A 15368-nucleotide genomic window follows, 5' to 3' on the forward strand; every position below is an offset into this window, starting at 1 on the left:
TTCCCCTTTTCCTATCTTTATTGAATCCAGCCGTTTGTTTTCATTTCTGCTAGTTTTTCTTGTGCTGCTCTTACTTCAGCTTCATTTTCATTTGCTTGTACTGTTTTTCTTAAGAAGCGGCTCGCTTCTTCATATTTTTTCTGTTTAATTTTGAACATTCCAAATGCAAAGTTCACATGTGGATCTTCATCATTTTGTGAGTATGCTTCTGTAAAAAATTTCTCTGCTTCATTTCCTTGTCCCACTTTATCGTATAAAATCCCTATATTTACAAGCGTATTTATGTCGCGAGTCCCACTGTTGACAACTCTATTGTAAGCATCCAATGCTTGTTGATACGCAGCATTACTCTTTGCACCATCTCGCGTTTCGTAAAATTGACCAGCTTCATAATACACAATTCCAAGTTGATTTAATAATTCTATATTTTTCATATCTTTTTGAATCGCAGCCTGTAATACTTGAGATGCCTGTTGATAATTCATTTCTTTTTTCGCACTATCAATTAGGTTTGTTTTATTCCAAAGCACATATAAATTTGAAAGTTCAATTGTATATATGGCATTCTTTGAATCTTGTATAATAGCTTCTTTAAAGAAAGATTCCGCTTTGTCTAACTGCACAGTTGCTGTTGATAGTTGCCCTTTTAAATACGAAACAATTGCCTTATCCTCATTTGTCTTCGTACTCATTTTGACAATAACATCTTCTGCTTTTTCAAATTCTTTCATCTTCATATGACTTACAGCTAAATCTCGCATAGCATCTTTTTTATACGGTTCAATTCCTTTTGCATTATTCGCTAATGCTTGTTCAAAATTCAACACTGCTTCTTGATATTTTCCGATGCGGAAATTTGCTGAAGCTAATAAATAGGCAGCTTCATTATTTTCTTTATCAATTTCTCTATCCTTTATTAATTTGGTAATATAATCGATTGCAATTTTATTCTTTCCTTCAGCAACGTAAATTGTTGCTAATTGAAGATGCGCTTCGTCTCTTCCTTTCACTGTAATTGCATGACCAACAGCCTCTTCTGCTTTTGTATATTTTTTATCATGATAAGCTTGTCGTGCTTGTTCCATATATTTTTGATATTTAGCGTTTGTTGTATAGAAATAAAATAACGTTGAACCACCTATAACAACTACTACTATTGAGCCAATAATCAAAATCCGTTTCTTATTCTTTTTCCACCATTTAGAAAAAGCAGACGGTTCACTTTGTTCATGCGCTACTGTAAGTGGTTGATTCGATGCTTTTGCATTTAAAATTTCATCATCTATATCATATTCAACTTGTTTTTTTGGTTGTTTCCGACTCTGTAGAATGCTATTAGGAACTGTAATTTTGGCTGCTATTTCTTGCTGCGGCTGTGTTCCTTGTTCTTCTTTTATCTCTTCAATAATGCTTTCAATTTCCTTTTTTAACGCATGATCAATGTTTGGAAATTGTACGATTCGTGAATAGACGAAACAAGCAAATTCTGCATTGTTTTCTCGTTCCAATTCAGTAGCTAGTTCCAAATAAATTTGTAGTACCTTTTTTTGATTTATTTCAGGCTCTTGACTCTCCATAGTTTGAATGATATATGCGAGTTCTTGTTTTAGAGCTGTTGATGGATTAAGTGAATTGAAAATTTTTTTATATTCATATAATGCCGCTTGTTTAAGTCCTCTCTCTTCAAACAATCTTGCAATTTCCAAACATTTCGATACAAAAAGAGAATGTTCTTGTGCTGACTGCCTTTCCGCATCAATTTTTATTATTTCTCTTGCGCTATTAAATGCATCGTACCACTGTGCAAAGCTTGGACATTCTGCGAAAGAGTTACTATTCCATGCCTGCTTAAATAGCCTAGCAATTTCCCCATTCCATTGATTATGTAATACTTGCTGAAGTAACGTATATCTTTCACATTCGGTCTGCATTTCTTCCGTTTTAAAGTAACTTGCATCCGTCCATTTTGTATTTCGAACTTCTTCACTACACCAGCTTAATATTTCTCCTAATAAAATAGCACCAGCAAATCGATCGGCTTCTTTTTGCCATACCCCGCTTTTTAAATACATTGGCGCATAACCCGCTGAACCTGCTGGCAATAACGAAGGTCTTTTACTTTTTGGCCCATACATTTGCTCAACATCAACAAGCTCAATACGGTGTTGACCTTCAATAGGATTTTCACTTAAAAAAGGTATTAGTATGTTACTAGATGACAAGTCATTATGAGCAATCTCATTTTCTTCCATTGTTTTAAGTGTTGTTAGAAATGCTTCTGCAATAAAAAAACATTGCTGTTTTGATAACATTCGTTGCTCTTGTAAAATATCAGCCCAAGTTGGCCCTTCAATCCAAGGCATCACAATACTATTCGCAAGATCTTCTGACTTTTCAATTACAGATGTATGTTCTTTTTTTGTAACAATGTAACGTGAACATACTTTAAGACCCGCTATAGAAGAAAGTGGTTTTAAAAATACTAATTGATGTTTTTCATCACGATAGCGTTCCTTAAAAACTTTTAATGCGATTCGATCTACACTATTTTCATGTTGTAGCTGATATACCGTTCCTTGTCTACCTTCTTGCCCATATGGCATATCAATCCCAATAACTGCTGGATGCTTTGCAAAATGATAAGCATCTTTATTAAAAACAATTTTTTCTCCCACTTCTGGTCTGAATCCCATTTTATCCCCTTACTCTCATATGACAATTTTTAAAGAAAAGGCCAGGAACAATAGCTCCTGGCCTTTTGCAATTGTTCTGCTATTAATATGAGTTATCTGCGTTACGGAAGTTAGTAGCAATGTTTTTCAAATCGGCAGAAATGTGTTCTAGAATCGGAATGTATTTTAGCATTTCTTGTCTAGCATCACTAAAGTTCGCTCTGAACTTATCTTGTGTTGCCCCAGACCATTGCCCATTTAAACTTTCAATGTCATTTCCAAGGTTATTGATTTGTTGTTGAGCTTCAGCTGCTGCGTTTGTAAAGCGTCCAGCAATTTGATCAAGTTGTTCAGGTGTAATTTTAATTTGTGTCATCCTGTATTTCCCCTTTCAATCTACTAATATTATAACAATTAGATTATAAACTATATTCACACTATTTTTAAAGGGGTAATTCACAAAAAAATAGTATTTTTTTGTAAATTACCTAATTTTATACTCTTTTTTTAGATTCTAACCATTTCCTAGCAACCTTTTTTGTTAAATCATGTAGTAAATGTAGCGGTGTAAAAGCACATTTTACTTTCATAGGTTGTCTGCGTATAAAATATCCTTCCCCGCTTTGGAATTCTTGATCCATTTCTGTATGCTTAAGCTTTATATTAAAGAAATACACATCATTATTTTGTGTGGTGCCTAATAAATAACTAAAGCTTCGTTTTCTGATTTCCGCAAACCATTTTTCATGTGAATAATTAGTTACACTTGAAGTTGTAGCAGCTGCAACAAAATGGATCCCTTTATTTCTTCCATTTTGAACAATTTGCTCTATTTTATTTTTCGCATCAAAATCAGTAGATAATAACGCCAGCATTTGATCAATATCATCAATAACAATAATAATCCTCGAATATGGAAACTTCATTTTTTCATTTGGATTTAAAGACGGCATGACTACTTCTCTGTTATTTATTACTTCTAGCAACTCATCTAACATTTCTTTTAATTGTATTCCATCTGTAATTCGCTTTTTAACATGAGGTAATTCTCCAAGAGCTAAAATACCAGTTGTTTTTTCGCTTAAATCAATCATGAGTAATTCAATTTCTTCAGGTGCATGTTGATAGGTAAGAGAAAAAATCAGTGTTTGTAGTAAAGATGTCTTACCACCTTCAATTCTTCCGCCAATGAAAATATTTGTCATTTCTTCCAATGAAAAGTTTTGCAAGCGAATATCTTCTGTTTCGATACCTACACAAATTCGCGATGATTCTGATTGTTCTAGCATATCTTCAGCAAACAACTGTTTTGGAACCATTGGAATTGATTTCGCTTTCTCTCCAGTCCATGCCCCATTCATTTTTTGAATAATTGTTTTTAATTGCTGAGAATATTCCAATTCATTTTCTCCAATAAAAGGCAATGCTGCTTGGAATAGTTCTGGGGGCTGCCCTTTCGCTAAACCACGTCCAGATGGTACATCAATTAATGGGAATTTGGGTCTTCCAAGTAAACTATAGTATTCTGTTCTATCTTGCAATTCAAACGAAATCGCCATCGGAATATTGTTACGAACACGGTCAAACATATCATTTGTTTGGTTGAGTGAAAAATGAAAATGAATACCGTACGTACTTGACTCACGTAATAATAGCTCTAAAATTTCATTTTCCTTCTCATACTCACTTCGGAACCTAATATAACCATCTATCATTACGACAATAACTGGAATCTTTCTTTCTACCATTCGGTTATACATCGCGAAAGATTTTGCTCCCACATCAGAAAAACATTCTTTCCGATATGTGACTTCCTTTTTCAAAGAGCTAAACAATCGTTTCATTTTTTCAATTTCGTCTTCTTGTACAATTCCACCCATATGTGGTAAATATTTGAAGTCTAAAAACATGCGACCAAAATCAACCACATAGAAGTTTACTTCCTCTGGCGTATGAGACAGTGCCAGAGACATAATAATTGTTTGTAAGAAAGTCGTTTTCCCTGTACCTGGCATACCGTAAATATTTAAATGCCCCTCTTGTACATCTAATTTCAAAGGATACTGCGCTTGATTTGCCACATCGTCGATTAATCCTACCGTTAACTGCAATTCATCTTCTCTTTGCTTCCATACATCCGCATTCCAATTCTCTATTTCATAGAATTGATTTAATAATAGTTTCTCTGGTAAAGGTGCTAACCAAGGTCCTGGTAATGCTTTAATATTTTCTTTTTCTGATACGCTCTGTACATATTGAATAAAAGCTTGTAATTGCTTTGGACTATTTGTCATTGGTTTTGGACGCTTTTTCACTTTTATTCTTTCACCTGAAAGCTTAACTTCTGTAAAGTCAACAACATCAAGAACTTTCTCTTCATCTGGATTATAAGGTGCTCCGCTCCATGCAGATTGAAATAACTCCAATACTTCATTGCTGCCAACTTGTAGATATCCTCGTCCCGGTACATTGATTTTAGATGCATCTGGAATCTTTAGCATTTCACGACTATCCGCATCATCTTGTACACGTAAACAAATTCGAAAACGCGAGTTACTCCAAATCTTGTCATTTACAACCCCAGAAGGTTTTTGAGTTGCTAATAATAAGTGAACTCCTAATGTCCTTCCTATTGCAGCGACACTAATTAGCTCGTCCATAAATTCAGGTTGTTCCTTTTTCATTTGAGCAAACTCATCAATGACAATAAATAAATGTGGTAAAGGTTCTTTTTCACGCCAACGTGTTTCATAATATTCATCTAGATGTTGGACATTTCCAGCCTGAATGAATAATTTTTGTCTCCGCTCTAATTCTGCCTTTAATGAAATTCTAGCACGCTCAATTAAGTTTGGATCTTCTAAGTTCGTAATAGATGCAATAATATGCGGTAATCCCGCAAATGTGTTTGACATTCCGCCACCCTTATAATCAATAAGCATAAATGCCATCTCATGAGGATGATAGGTTGCTGCTAACGCTGCTATTATAGACTGAATAACTTCACTTTTTCCTGATCCTGTTGTACCAGCCATTAGACCATGTGGACCATGCCCTTTTTTCTCTATTTTATCGTGAATATTTAGAAAAACAGGCTTACTTCCTTCTCTTACACCAATTGGAACCGGTAATGAAGTCGGATATCGATTTTCTTTCCATCTCTCTAGCACTTGTAACTCTTCCATTTTCTTAGCTTGAAACAAGTCTAAAAATGTTAATACTTTCGGAATGTTGGCTGCTGTAGAACTTTTCATCCGAATCGGAGCAATGCTTCGCGCTCCTAATTCACATCGTTCGAATGAAAGTCGATCTACTTTAAAACTAACACGTGTTGTCCCACTATTTTCAGCTGAACTTGAAAACGTTTCTACTAACTCACCATTTTCTCCATTTAAGCTTATAACAAGATCACATTCCATCGGCAATCTTTCTCTTTGTTCTGCAAATATAAACGTAGATGCTCCGACACTTTCCCCTTCTCTAAGTAACATTGGGATTAGAGGATCATCTTCTAAAAATTCTCGCGCGGATAAGAAAAAGACATACATTGGGATTAAAGGTATTTTCGCATCTGCCTGTGCAGAGGAATTATAAATTCTACGCATATTAAGTGGTGTGAACAACGCTTCAGCTAATTTCTGAGCGTCTTGTTGATTTGCAGATAGAAAACGCATACTTCTCTGCTCATCCCATACGTGAGGAAGCCATCTCATCCAATCCCACTGTTTTTTCTCCTTCTCATGATAAAAAGCTGCTATTTTCACTTCATTTGGCGCATGATGTGTCATAATTTGCGTCGTTACAATTCGAATAAAGTTCAACCTATCTTCTTTATTTCCAACTACACCAATCACATCATTTTTTTTCAAAGAAATTGAAATATGCCCATTAGGAATTGTAGTAAAATCTCTTTTCACATTTTGTGCTTCTGTAACTAATGGATTTTCTTCGTAACCTTTCTGCTCAGGCACTTTCAACTCTACAAGGAATGGCCTTTCCCCCGTTCCAATACGAATATCTAAAAAATCCGGACTTTCGGGTGTTCGCTCCCATAAGTTACTTTCTTGATTTTCAATTCTTTGCACACTTTTTAAAGGACTTGGATTTTGTGTAATTAAATACTTTGCTTGTTCAACCTTTAACGTATCTAATTCCACTCGGTGCTTTTGAATTTGCTCTAAGTATCTTGTTTGCAATTGTTCAACCAATTGACGGTGTTCTTTCTTTCTACGTAAATGCCCCATCGATGTAAATATATATGACCCTAACATAGGAATACTAGAAACCATCATTAGCGGCATATAGCTTGAATTCATTTTCATAACCTTCATCATCACAAAGTATAATACTAGAGTCAAAATTGTCATCGCCGCTGGCAATATCATCGTTTCAATTGAAAATTTCGGCTCCTCCGGTATATTCGGCGGATCATGAATAATAACATCCCCTGTGGGTATATCTACTTTCACACGCGGAGAGCGTTGAAAATATGGTGATTTTTGCACAAAACATTTCTCCTTCCCCATTCAAAAACTATTACTCAATGATTTTCCATACATAATCTTCTCTACTTGAAGATATATCTGGTTTAACAGGTTCATTATAAACTTCTTCTGCCGATAACATTTCAAAAGAAGGAATAATAGCCCCCTTTTTATATAGCATTACATATTGTCCATCCCAAACATCATTATCTCGCAAAGTTTCATCATTCCGAATAGAATGCCACTCTTCTTTATCTTTTGCCACTTTAATTTCATAGATACTGCTTAATGCTTCATCTATTTTTTCATGATGTAAAATCGCTTCAATAATTTGCACTACTTTTATATCATTAGGAATCGCAATATCTATTTCTTCATTTGATTGTTTTATGTACGTCACAATAATCTCTTCCACGTTTTATTCACCTTTTTCCATCGTGTTGTTACCAAGAAATATCTAAAAATGAAATATCATCGCTTGTCGGCGAGCACTGCGCCCTCTCGATTTCTGCTAAGACTTCCTCAAAATTATACTGCATAAGCGACATAAGCCCGTCTGAATGAATAACCATCCGATTAGCTTCTTCTCTGGATAATGTCTTTGAAAAAACCTCCAATTCGCCACCAATAATGCCACGATGTGTAGACCATCTTTTCTCTATATTTCTCTCAAACTTCACTACATTCGAACAATTCTTCTTATCTTGAAACAATTGTACAAATGAATCACCATGTACAACTATCGTTATTTGTACTTTGTCTTGATTTGGAATGAGCTCTATTTTCCCACCGATAAACATCGCTTCACTACCTTGTTTTCGCTTTTCTTCTAATACATCGCGAAGTAACCACGGTGTTTCTTCTGGCAATCGAAATGCACTCACTTCCTCTGAAGCTTCTTCTATCCAATTATTTAACTGTTCATCTAATAATGTAGGAATATCCTGTCCACTTTCTTGACACGTTTCAAACAAGTTTAATAACTTCATACCAAGAAACTCTGCAGCAATTTCACCGTGGAAAGACATCCCTACACCATCACATAAAACAAATATGAAACTAGTTCCATTATCTTGAAATACTAAGAAGTCCTGTCCACTCTCATTTAAATCCTGCGTTTCTTTTGCTCTGACATAGCTATATCGATAAGTAAAATGTTTGCTTTTCTTTTCTTGCAATACCGTTTCTTTCTCTTGCGATAGGATATATTTCACCATACTTCTCCCTCCTATCGAACCGGCGTTGCAGCAGACATTTGAAATCCAAGTGATACTAAATCCGCATTTGTACCAGGAAACATCATCACCGCACCATCTGCAATATGGAAACCATATTCAGTCATCATCTCACGATAGCTTTGAGGGATAGGCGATGAAAGTCTTTGCAACTTTGCTCCGTACTCATCCGTAATTTCTGTATTTGGCATAATACCTTGCCACTTCTTTATATTAGTAATTTGGTCTTGCATAATTTCATCTGAAATAAAAATATTTTCAATTAACACATTTCCATCAGGTACAGACATATCCATAATTCTTCGCACAATTAATTCTGGATCTTCACCAGTTGAAGCACCGTCTGTCATATGACAGACCACAGGAGCTGGCCCATCTTGTAAATTTGGTAATTCCATTTGCAATAACTTCTCCACTACAGAGAAAGCTTTTGCTGTATCAGTTAAGCGATGCGTTTGGATTTTTTCTAGTGGGCGCAGTCTTGCTACTTCGTCTATTGTTTTCACCCCACCCAATAGATCAAAAACATGATCGCTATAGGCTAAAATAGATAACTTATACCTTGGAAGCAGGCGACTACCTTTTGTTGAACGAAATACCATTTGGCGAATCGCTAAAGAAAGAGCATCCGTTACAATATCAATTCTTCTTTTTTCTTCTCCGCCTGCATCCATCATTTGATTCATTGATGCGCTTACATCCAGAAGATAGATTATATAAGCTGGTGTTTGTTGTGTTGCTTGAGTTTGATATAACATGTTTCATACCCTTCCATACATTATTATGTGAACTATTTTTATATTCATATTTTATTATAACTTATGAATTTTCTATTTCTCAATTCATTATCAAATTTTCTTGATATAATTTACATATTTTCACACGAAAAAACCATTATCATTCCCTTTAACATATGTTGAAATTCACAAAACCCTTCTATATTATAGAAGGGTTTTAATGTTATGGTATAAGACGTGTACAATCCCTCGGAAAAGCACTCGCTTCTCTTACATTCGATAATTCTAATAGCTTATACACAACTCGTTCTAATCCAATTCCAAAACCACCATGTGGCGGACAACCGTATCGGAATGTATTTAAATAAGATTGAAATTTATCTGGATGTAATCCTTTTTCTTTAAAAGATGCGAGCAACATTTCATGATTATGAATTCGCTGTGCGCCTGACGTTATTTCTAGTCCTTTATATAATAGGTCGAAAGAATCGGTAATCAATGGATTCTCTTTATTCGGCATTGTATACATCGGTCGCGCTTCTTTCGGATAATGTGTAATAAAGACAAATTCACTATTATATGTTTCCTTCACATATTTCCCTAATAACTTTTCACCTTCTGTATCTAAATCCCCAATCGGCGATTCTTTCCGGTATTTATTTTTCAAAATATCTTGTGCTTCTAACAATGTGATTTTAGGAATTTCAGTAATGACAGGTACTTCTATTTGTAATAGTTGTAGTTCTTTCTCGCATGTTTCTCCTACTTGTTGAAACATATATCGTAAAACATCCGTTTCTAATTGCATCACTTCATAAAAATCATTTATAAATCCAAGCTCTACATCTAACGATATATATTCATTTAAATGTCGTGAAGAGTTATGATGTTCCGCCCGGTACACAGGAGCAATTTCAAAAACACGTTCAAGTCCTCCCGCTACCATCATTTGTTTATAAAATTGTGGTGATTGAGCTAAATACGCTTCTTTTTGGAAATATGAAAGCTTAAAAACATTTGCTCCTCCTTCTGCCCCTTGCGAGACAATTTTCGGAGTAAATACACGTGTGAAATCGTTCTCTATTAGAAATTCACTAAAGCTTTGAACGAGTGTAGATTTCACTTTAAATATCGCCGCGATTCGCTCATGTCTTAATGATAATACCCGCTCATTCAATAGTTGATCTAAGCCAACTTGTAACTTCTTCTTATTTATTTCAAATGGAAGTTGTTCTGCACCATTTAATACTTTCACTTCATGAGCAAGTACTTCAACCCCTAATTCTGTTTTCGTTGTCGTTACTATTTCACCAATTACTTGGACGACACTTTCAACATCAACTTTATATCCAGCTAACTCGTTTTCTAATACACATTGAACAACTCCGGTACGATCCCTTAATAATAAAAAACTAACATTGCCTAGATGACGAATCTTTTTTACCCATCCTTGTAGTAATACAACCTTTCCGCTATGCTCCGTACATTCTCGTGTGAGTGAACGCTTCATTATTTGATCCATTATATTTCCCTCCATTAATTTTATTTTTATTTACGTTATTGTTATTGTCGTCGTCGTCATCATCCACGTTCACTCACCTCCTTTCAAAGAATACAAAAATCCGCCCCTATAAATAGGGACGGATTTTTCCGCGGTACCACCCAAATTGTCATAATGACCATCTTAGTCCTGATAACGGTAGGTACCGTTTGCTTTTACTAATAATCACGTTCAAAGCAACACTCACAGGTGTCTTTCCATCATGCGGTATCGCAATCTTCCCAGCAACCGATTGCTCTCTGTAGACCCTTACATCATGTACTTTTCCTAATCATCACTTTTTATATTTACAGAGTATTCTATCTCTTTGTTTTATAAAACGCAAGCCCTTTTAGAAAAATATTGCAATTTCTCACTAAAGAGACCCCTTCTAAAGATATGTAATATGAACATTGAACTCTATACAATTATCATTTGACAGCTTAGAAATATTTTATCTTTCTCAAATTCATCCAATTGCGTTTTTCTATTTTATTACATAAAATCTGTATTTCCCACGCATATTATTATTAAAGTTTTATCGGAGGTGTACATATGAAAAAAACAATTAGTTTCTTTCTCCTATTATTATGCATAGTTGTAGTTAATGAAACATACGCCTATTCACCAAAATCTTTACCAATCTCTCAAAATTCTGATCAATGGCAAGTGAATATTGATGAACCGAAAAAAACAAGTGAAAATATGCTTCAAGCTAAAAAAGATAAATTTCAAACATATCAATTTTCAGTAAAGAATGTTGGAGAAAACGAAGTATATAACGTACAAGTTGAAGTCTTCCGCAATGAACCAAATATGAAAACAAAATACGAACTCTTTTCCCTAAAAGAAGGTCGTCTAGCAAGTGGAAAAACTGGATTTAGACATGCTAACTTCCCTGTTTCTACAAAATCAGATGAGGTTGACGTTATAATCACTTGGCAAGAACACCCTTTCCGCTCGATGCGAAACGGTCAAAAAATCGAGTCTAGAAAATTTAAAGAGCATTTTGTTTTTAAAGACGCAAAAAAATAAATGGAATGCGTATAAATTCACACTATCATTGATATAGCTTAATTTACTAGTACCAGTTCTTAAGCAAATAAAAAAGTCGTGGCTTATAAATGCCACGACTTTTTATATTAATTCGTACTAATTCCTCTCGCTGTCCAAATTCGATCAATTTCAGCTGCGTGTTGTCCGCCGTATAAAAGAGCATCTGCTTGCTTAATCGCTTTCGCTCCATCACGGAATTTTGCATTTGGCGTTAATGACCAATGTGATTGTAAAATAATTTTTGTTGCTACATCACGTCCAAAAACTTGCGCCATTTCATATTGACCTTGAGCCCATATTTCCCCGTCATTATGCACTTCATTCGTTATATCTTTCGGATATACTTTATTCGTATCTAATCGGCGTAAGCACGTCGGATCTGAACTAGAATACGCAGTCGCATCCCACTCTCCAATACATGCTTTTCCGTAACCTGTTGTGGATACTGCATCTTCATAAGTAGCACCTAAGAAGTCTCCAAATCCTTCTCCCATCGCTCCACCTTCTGGTGAACTTCCGAAGCCTGGTACTTGATTATCTTGAATAGAATGTCCATATTCATGCGCGATAATGCCCGCATCTTCTGCATCATCTACTCCGCCAGTACCGAAAGTTAAAGCTTTCGTTGATGGTGAATAAAATGAGTTATCATCAGTTGTACCATTTACATTCACTTTAATAGAACGATTATTAATATTGTTAATGCCTAATCCTTGAATGTAACGCTGTAATGTATCAATATGATAATATGACATAACATCTTCAAAACTATCATTTGCACGTGTAAAATTAAATTGTAAGTTTGTAGATTTCGTCTTCGCTTTTGAAGAAATTGTTACATACTCACCAATTAAAAATCCTGTACCATCTAAACCTTTTAACGTAACAGTTTTCAATTGATTCGTTAATGCTGTTGAATCTGCGTCATTATTGTCTTTTAATCCTGTTTTACTACCACTAGATACGACAGGATTAGGTAAAAATACTTTCCCTGTTCCTTCTGCTTTTCGGTTTATATCAACCTTTTTAATTAACTTTCCATTTTCCGCGTCAATAAATGTTTCCCATGCTCCGAAAGGTTTATTCGAATGGACTAAAACTTTGTATACTGGGATAGCTACTCCATCCTCAATAATATATCCAAATTCTTTCTCTGTAGGAGCCCATAGATTTTGCTCACTTTCTCCTCCAACATACGCCATTGATTTTTGTTCAGCATCTTTTTCACTAATCTTATTTGCTATTTCTTTCACACTTTGAACTGCCTGGTAATCAGACACAGCAAGTATTCCTTGTCCCTGTCCATTAAGAGTAACTGTAATTTGTTTTGAAAATACAGGAGCACCATTAACTACTTGTTGGAACCTAACATATGAAGCTACTGATGTTTCTGTTGTAGAAATATATTGTAAGTCTGAAAGGTCCGCCTTCAATCCATATTCCGTAGCATGTCCTTTTAAATATTCAATTGCTTTTTTCTGTGGTGAATAAGCTTCTAGCTTTACTTGCTGTTGTTTTTCCAATGCTGAAACTGTGGAAATTGTCCCCATTACTAATGGTACAGTCATTGCCATTGCCACCATTTTTTTGTTTAACATAAAACCACTCCCCCTAATAAATTGAACCCTTTACCCCATTCCTATAAGGCTATTACTGTCCACAAGTAACGAAATAAAGTGAATCTACGAGTAATTCTATACAAACAATTCTATTACCTTTACATTTTGGGTAAGTGAAATTTTCTCAATATTTATGTGTAAAACGAGAAAAATACTGTAGAAATATATTTCTTTTGTAAATTTCTTTACATTATGCTTTTTAAAGTAATGTGTAAAAAAATAAGTTATTTTTTACCTAACGGTAGGTTGAAAATAATATTAATGAATGATACGATTTATGTAACCTTTTTTATTAGGAGGACTTATCATGAGCAAAAGTGAAGAAACACTCTCTTCCATAGTCGAAGCAAGTTATCGACTATTTGCCGGTCACGGCATTGCCAAAACGACCTATACAATGATTGCTGAAGAAGTTGGTATTGCCAAGCCATCTATTTATTATTACTTTAAATCTAAAGATGCATTAATTGAAAGTATTTTTAATGAATTATGTACAGCGATGCAGTTCTCCTCATTCTTTCATACAGAAGAGTTTACGAAAGAGAATTTCATTGAGAAATGTGTTGAAATTGGCTTTAAAATGATAAACGAACAACAGAAAGATCCTTATTTTAATCGTGTATTACAAGAATATGTATTACTATCTTCAAGAAACGATATGTACAAAGATCGATTACTAACTGTACAAACAGAATATTTAAGCGGATTTGAATCACTCCTAACAAAAGCAAATGAACTTCAACTCATTCAAAATAAAAATCTAGTTTCAAAAGCTCATATGTTGGCATTAGTACTTGATAATATTGGAAACTTCATGATGTTTGATGTAAATATGAATTATAAACAAATATGGATTGAAGCTGTCCACAGCATATTCGAAAGAAGTGATTCGTATGAAAACTAAAAAACGAATTTTCGGCTTAGATTTTGCTAGAGCGTGGGCAATGTTTGGAATGTTACTAGTTAATTTCATGGTGATAACAGGGGCGGAAGGAAATGGGCCTCCTCTGTTAAAAACCTTTATGACGCTTTTTGAAGGTAGAGCTTCTGCCTTGTTTGTTATACTTGCTGGGATTGGCATAACTTTAATGACTAAATCATCTGTTGCTAGCCAAGAGAAAATAAAAATCAATACCAGCCGAATATTGATTTGGAAACGATCACTATTCTTATTTATTTTAGGATTATTATTGTATGTAATGGAATGGACGGGTGATATTTTACACTACTACGGCGTTTACCTTTTCATCGCTGCATTACTAATTACTGTACGAAGAACTATACTAATATGGCTTTCTATCATTATTTTACTTGCTGCACAATATTTCCAACTTACTTTCAACGCCTTCGAAGGATGGGGAGGCACAATCCCATTTATAAACTATATAGACTTTTGGACCTTAACAGGTTTTCTTCGCAACTTATTTTTTAATGGCTATCACCCTATTTTCCCATGGTTTTCTTTCTTCTTAATTGGTATGATAATTGGCAGGTTAGATCTTCATAATAGGAAAATTAGACATTGGTTGTTCTTACTGGGTTTAACAGTAACCGTAATTATAGAGCTATTATCAAAAGGGTTAACACACCTTTTTATCCCATACATTGGTGAAGCAGCCTCTACATTTTTGTTTAACACAGGACCCATTTTACCCAATATATTATACGTCGCATCCGCTACAGGATCTGCTATTGCTATATTAATAATTTGCCTCTACATTGCTGAAAAATATGAAAATAATTGGTTTGTTACTTCCATTATACAAACAGGACAATTAACATTAACGCATTATGTAAGTCATGTATTTATCGGTATTGGCGCATTGATTGTATTAAATCGTATGGAACATCAAACACTACTTTTCGTTTTATTATTTGCTACTGCATTTTTCATTTTCAGTATTTTATTTAGCGTATTATGGCGAAGGAACTTTTCTAGAGGACCTATCGAATGGATTATGCGGAAAATAACTGATTAATTTATCTTCATACAAAAAAGGAAGTTGGAATGATTCCAACTTCCTT

11 protein-coding genes and 1 other annotated feature are annotated in these 15368 nt (G+C 34.6%); of the genes, 3 read left to right on the plus strand and 8 right to left on the minus strand.

Annotated features, from left to right (window positions below; genetic code table 11):
• Window positions 1–17 precede the first annotated feature (17 nt).
• From MHH66_RS15640 to aspS, 7 genes are all read right to left on the minus strand, one after another.
• Window positions 18–2693, minus strand: a complete 2676-nt coding sequence (locus MHH66_RS15640; protein WP_078185404.1) for a tetratricopeptide repeat protein — start codon at window positions 2691–2693, stop codon at window positions 18–20.
• Window positions 2694–2775: 82 nt separating this feature from the next.
• On the minus strand, window positions 2776–3048 hold the full coding sequence (locus tag MHH66_RS15645; RefSeq protein ID WP_002158043.1) for a WXG100 family type VII secretion target: 273 nt from the start codon (window positions 3046–3048) through the stop codon (window positions 2776–2778).
• 118 nt (window positions 3049–3166) lie between these two features.
• Window positions 3167–7177 (minus strand): type VII secretion protein EssC, encoded by a 4011-nt coding sequence (gene essC / locus MHH66_RS15650; protein ID WP_078185405.1) that lies wholly within the window; start codon window positions 7175–7177, stop codon window positions 3167–3169.
• Between the two features lie 31 nt (window positions 7178–7208).
• A complete protein-coding gene (locus tag MHH66_RS15655; RefSeq protein ID WP_012260834.1) occupies window positions 7209–7571 on the minus strand; it encodes a hypothetical protein in 363 nt (120 codons plus the stop codon).
• A 28-nt stretch (window positions 7572–7599) separates the two neighbouring features.
• A complete protein-coding gene (locus tag MHH66_RS15660) occupies window positions 7600–8373 on the minus strand; it encodes a hypothetical protein (RefSeq protein WP_078185406.1) in 774 nt (257 codons plus the stop codon).
• Between the two features lie 11 nt (window positions 8374–8384).
• Window positions 8385–9149, minus strand: a complete 765-nt coding sequence (locus MHH66_RS15665; RefSeq protein ID WP_012260832.1) for a vWA domain-containing protein — start codon at window positions 9147–9149, stop codon at window positions 8385–8387.
• Window positions 9150–9351: 202 nt separating this feature from the next.
• Window positions 9352–10650, minus strand: coding sequence for an aspartate--tRNA(Asn) ligase (gene aspS, locus MHH66_RS15670; protein ID WP_063219640.1), 1299 nt, complete (start codon window positions 10648–10650; stop codon window positions 9352–9354).
• A 111-nt stretch (window positions 10651–10761) separates the two neighbouring features.
• Window positions 10762–10973, minus strand: a binding site (T-box leader).
• A gap of 250 nt (window positions 10974–11223) precedes the next feature.
• Between aspS and MHH66_RS15675 the strand changes: the two genes are divergently transcribed.
• The gene (locus MHH66_RS15675; protein WP_063219641.1) at window positions 11224–11703 is read left to right on the plus strand and encodes a hypothetical protein; all 480 of its coding nucleotides are present in this window, start codon (window positions 11224–11226) and stop codon (window positions 11701–11703) included.
• A 107-nt stretch (window positions 11704–11810) separates the two neighbouring features.
• Here MHH66_RS15675 and MHH66_RS15680 read toward each other — a convergent pair whose 3' ends face one another.
• Window positions 11811–13322, minus strand: coding sequence for a M36 family metallopeptidase (locus MHH66_RS15680; RefSeq protein ID WP_063219642.1), 1512 nt, complete (start codon window positions 13320–13322; stop codon window positions 11811–11813).
• A gap of 328 nt (window positions 13323–13650) precedes the next feature.
• On the opposite strand from MHH66_RS15680, the gene MHH66_RS15685 reads away from it, so the two are divergent.
• On the plus strand, window positions 13651–14247 hold the full coding sequence (locus tag MHH66_RS15685; protein WP_063219643.1) for a TetR/AcrR family transcriptional regulator: 597 nt from the start codon (window positions 13651–13653) through the stop codon (window positions 14245–14247).
• Window positions 14237–15322: a DUF418 domain-containing protein gene (locus MHH66_RS15690; protein ID WP_063219644.1), complete on the plus strand. Its 1086-nt coding sequence runs from the start codon at window positions 14237–14239 to the stop codon at window positions 15320–15322. The genes MHH66_RS15685 and MHH66_RS15690 overlap by 11 nt, the downstream gene beginning before the upstream one ends.
• The last annotated feature ends 46 nt before the right edge of the window (window positions 15323–15368 follow it).

It is taken from the genome of Bacillus sp. FSL H8-0492 (assembly GCF_038006145.1).
GTDB lineage: Bacteria > Bacillota > Bacilli > Bacillales > Bacillaceae_G > Bacillus_A > Bacillus_A mycoides.

Bases quoted from the DNA above. Each gene is read 5' to 3' on its own strand.
- MHH66_RS15645 (WP_002158043.1), bottom strand. From the start codon at position 3,048: ATGACACAAATTAAAATTACACCTGAACAACTTGATCAAATTGCTGGA.
- MHH66_RS15685 (WP_063219643.1), top strand. From the start codon at position 13,651: ATGAGCAAAAGTGAAGAAACACTCTCTTCCATAGTCGAAGCAAGTTAT.
- MHH66_RS15640 (WP_078185404.1), bottom strand. From the start codon at position 2,693: ATGGGATTCAGACCAGAAGTGGGAGAAAAAATTGTTTTTAATAAAGAT.
- MHH66_RS15675 (WP_063219641.1), top strand. From the start codon at position 11,224: ATGAAAAAAACAATTAGTTTCTTTCTCCTATTATTATGCATAGTTGTA.
- aspS (WP_063219640.1), bottom strand. From the start codon at position 10,650: ATGGATCAAATAATGAAGCGTTCACTCACACGAGAATGTACGGAGCAT.
- MHH66_RS15680 (WP_063219642.1), bottom strand. From the start codon at position 13,322: ATGTTAAACAAAAAAATGGTGGCAATGGCAATGACTGTACCATTAGTA.
- MHH66_RS15660 (WP_078185406.1), bottom strand. From the start codon at position 8,373: ATGGTGAAATATATCCTATCGCAAGAGAAAGAAACGGTATTGCAAGAA.
- MHH66_RS15665 (WP_012260832.1), bottom strand. From the start codon at position 9,149: ATGTTATATCAAACTCAAGCAACACAACAAACACCAGCTTATATAATC.
- MHH66_RS15690 (WP_063219644.1), top strand. From the start codon at position 14,237: ATGAAAACTAAAAAACGAATTTTCGGCTTAGATTTTGCTAGAGCGTGG.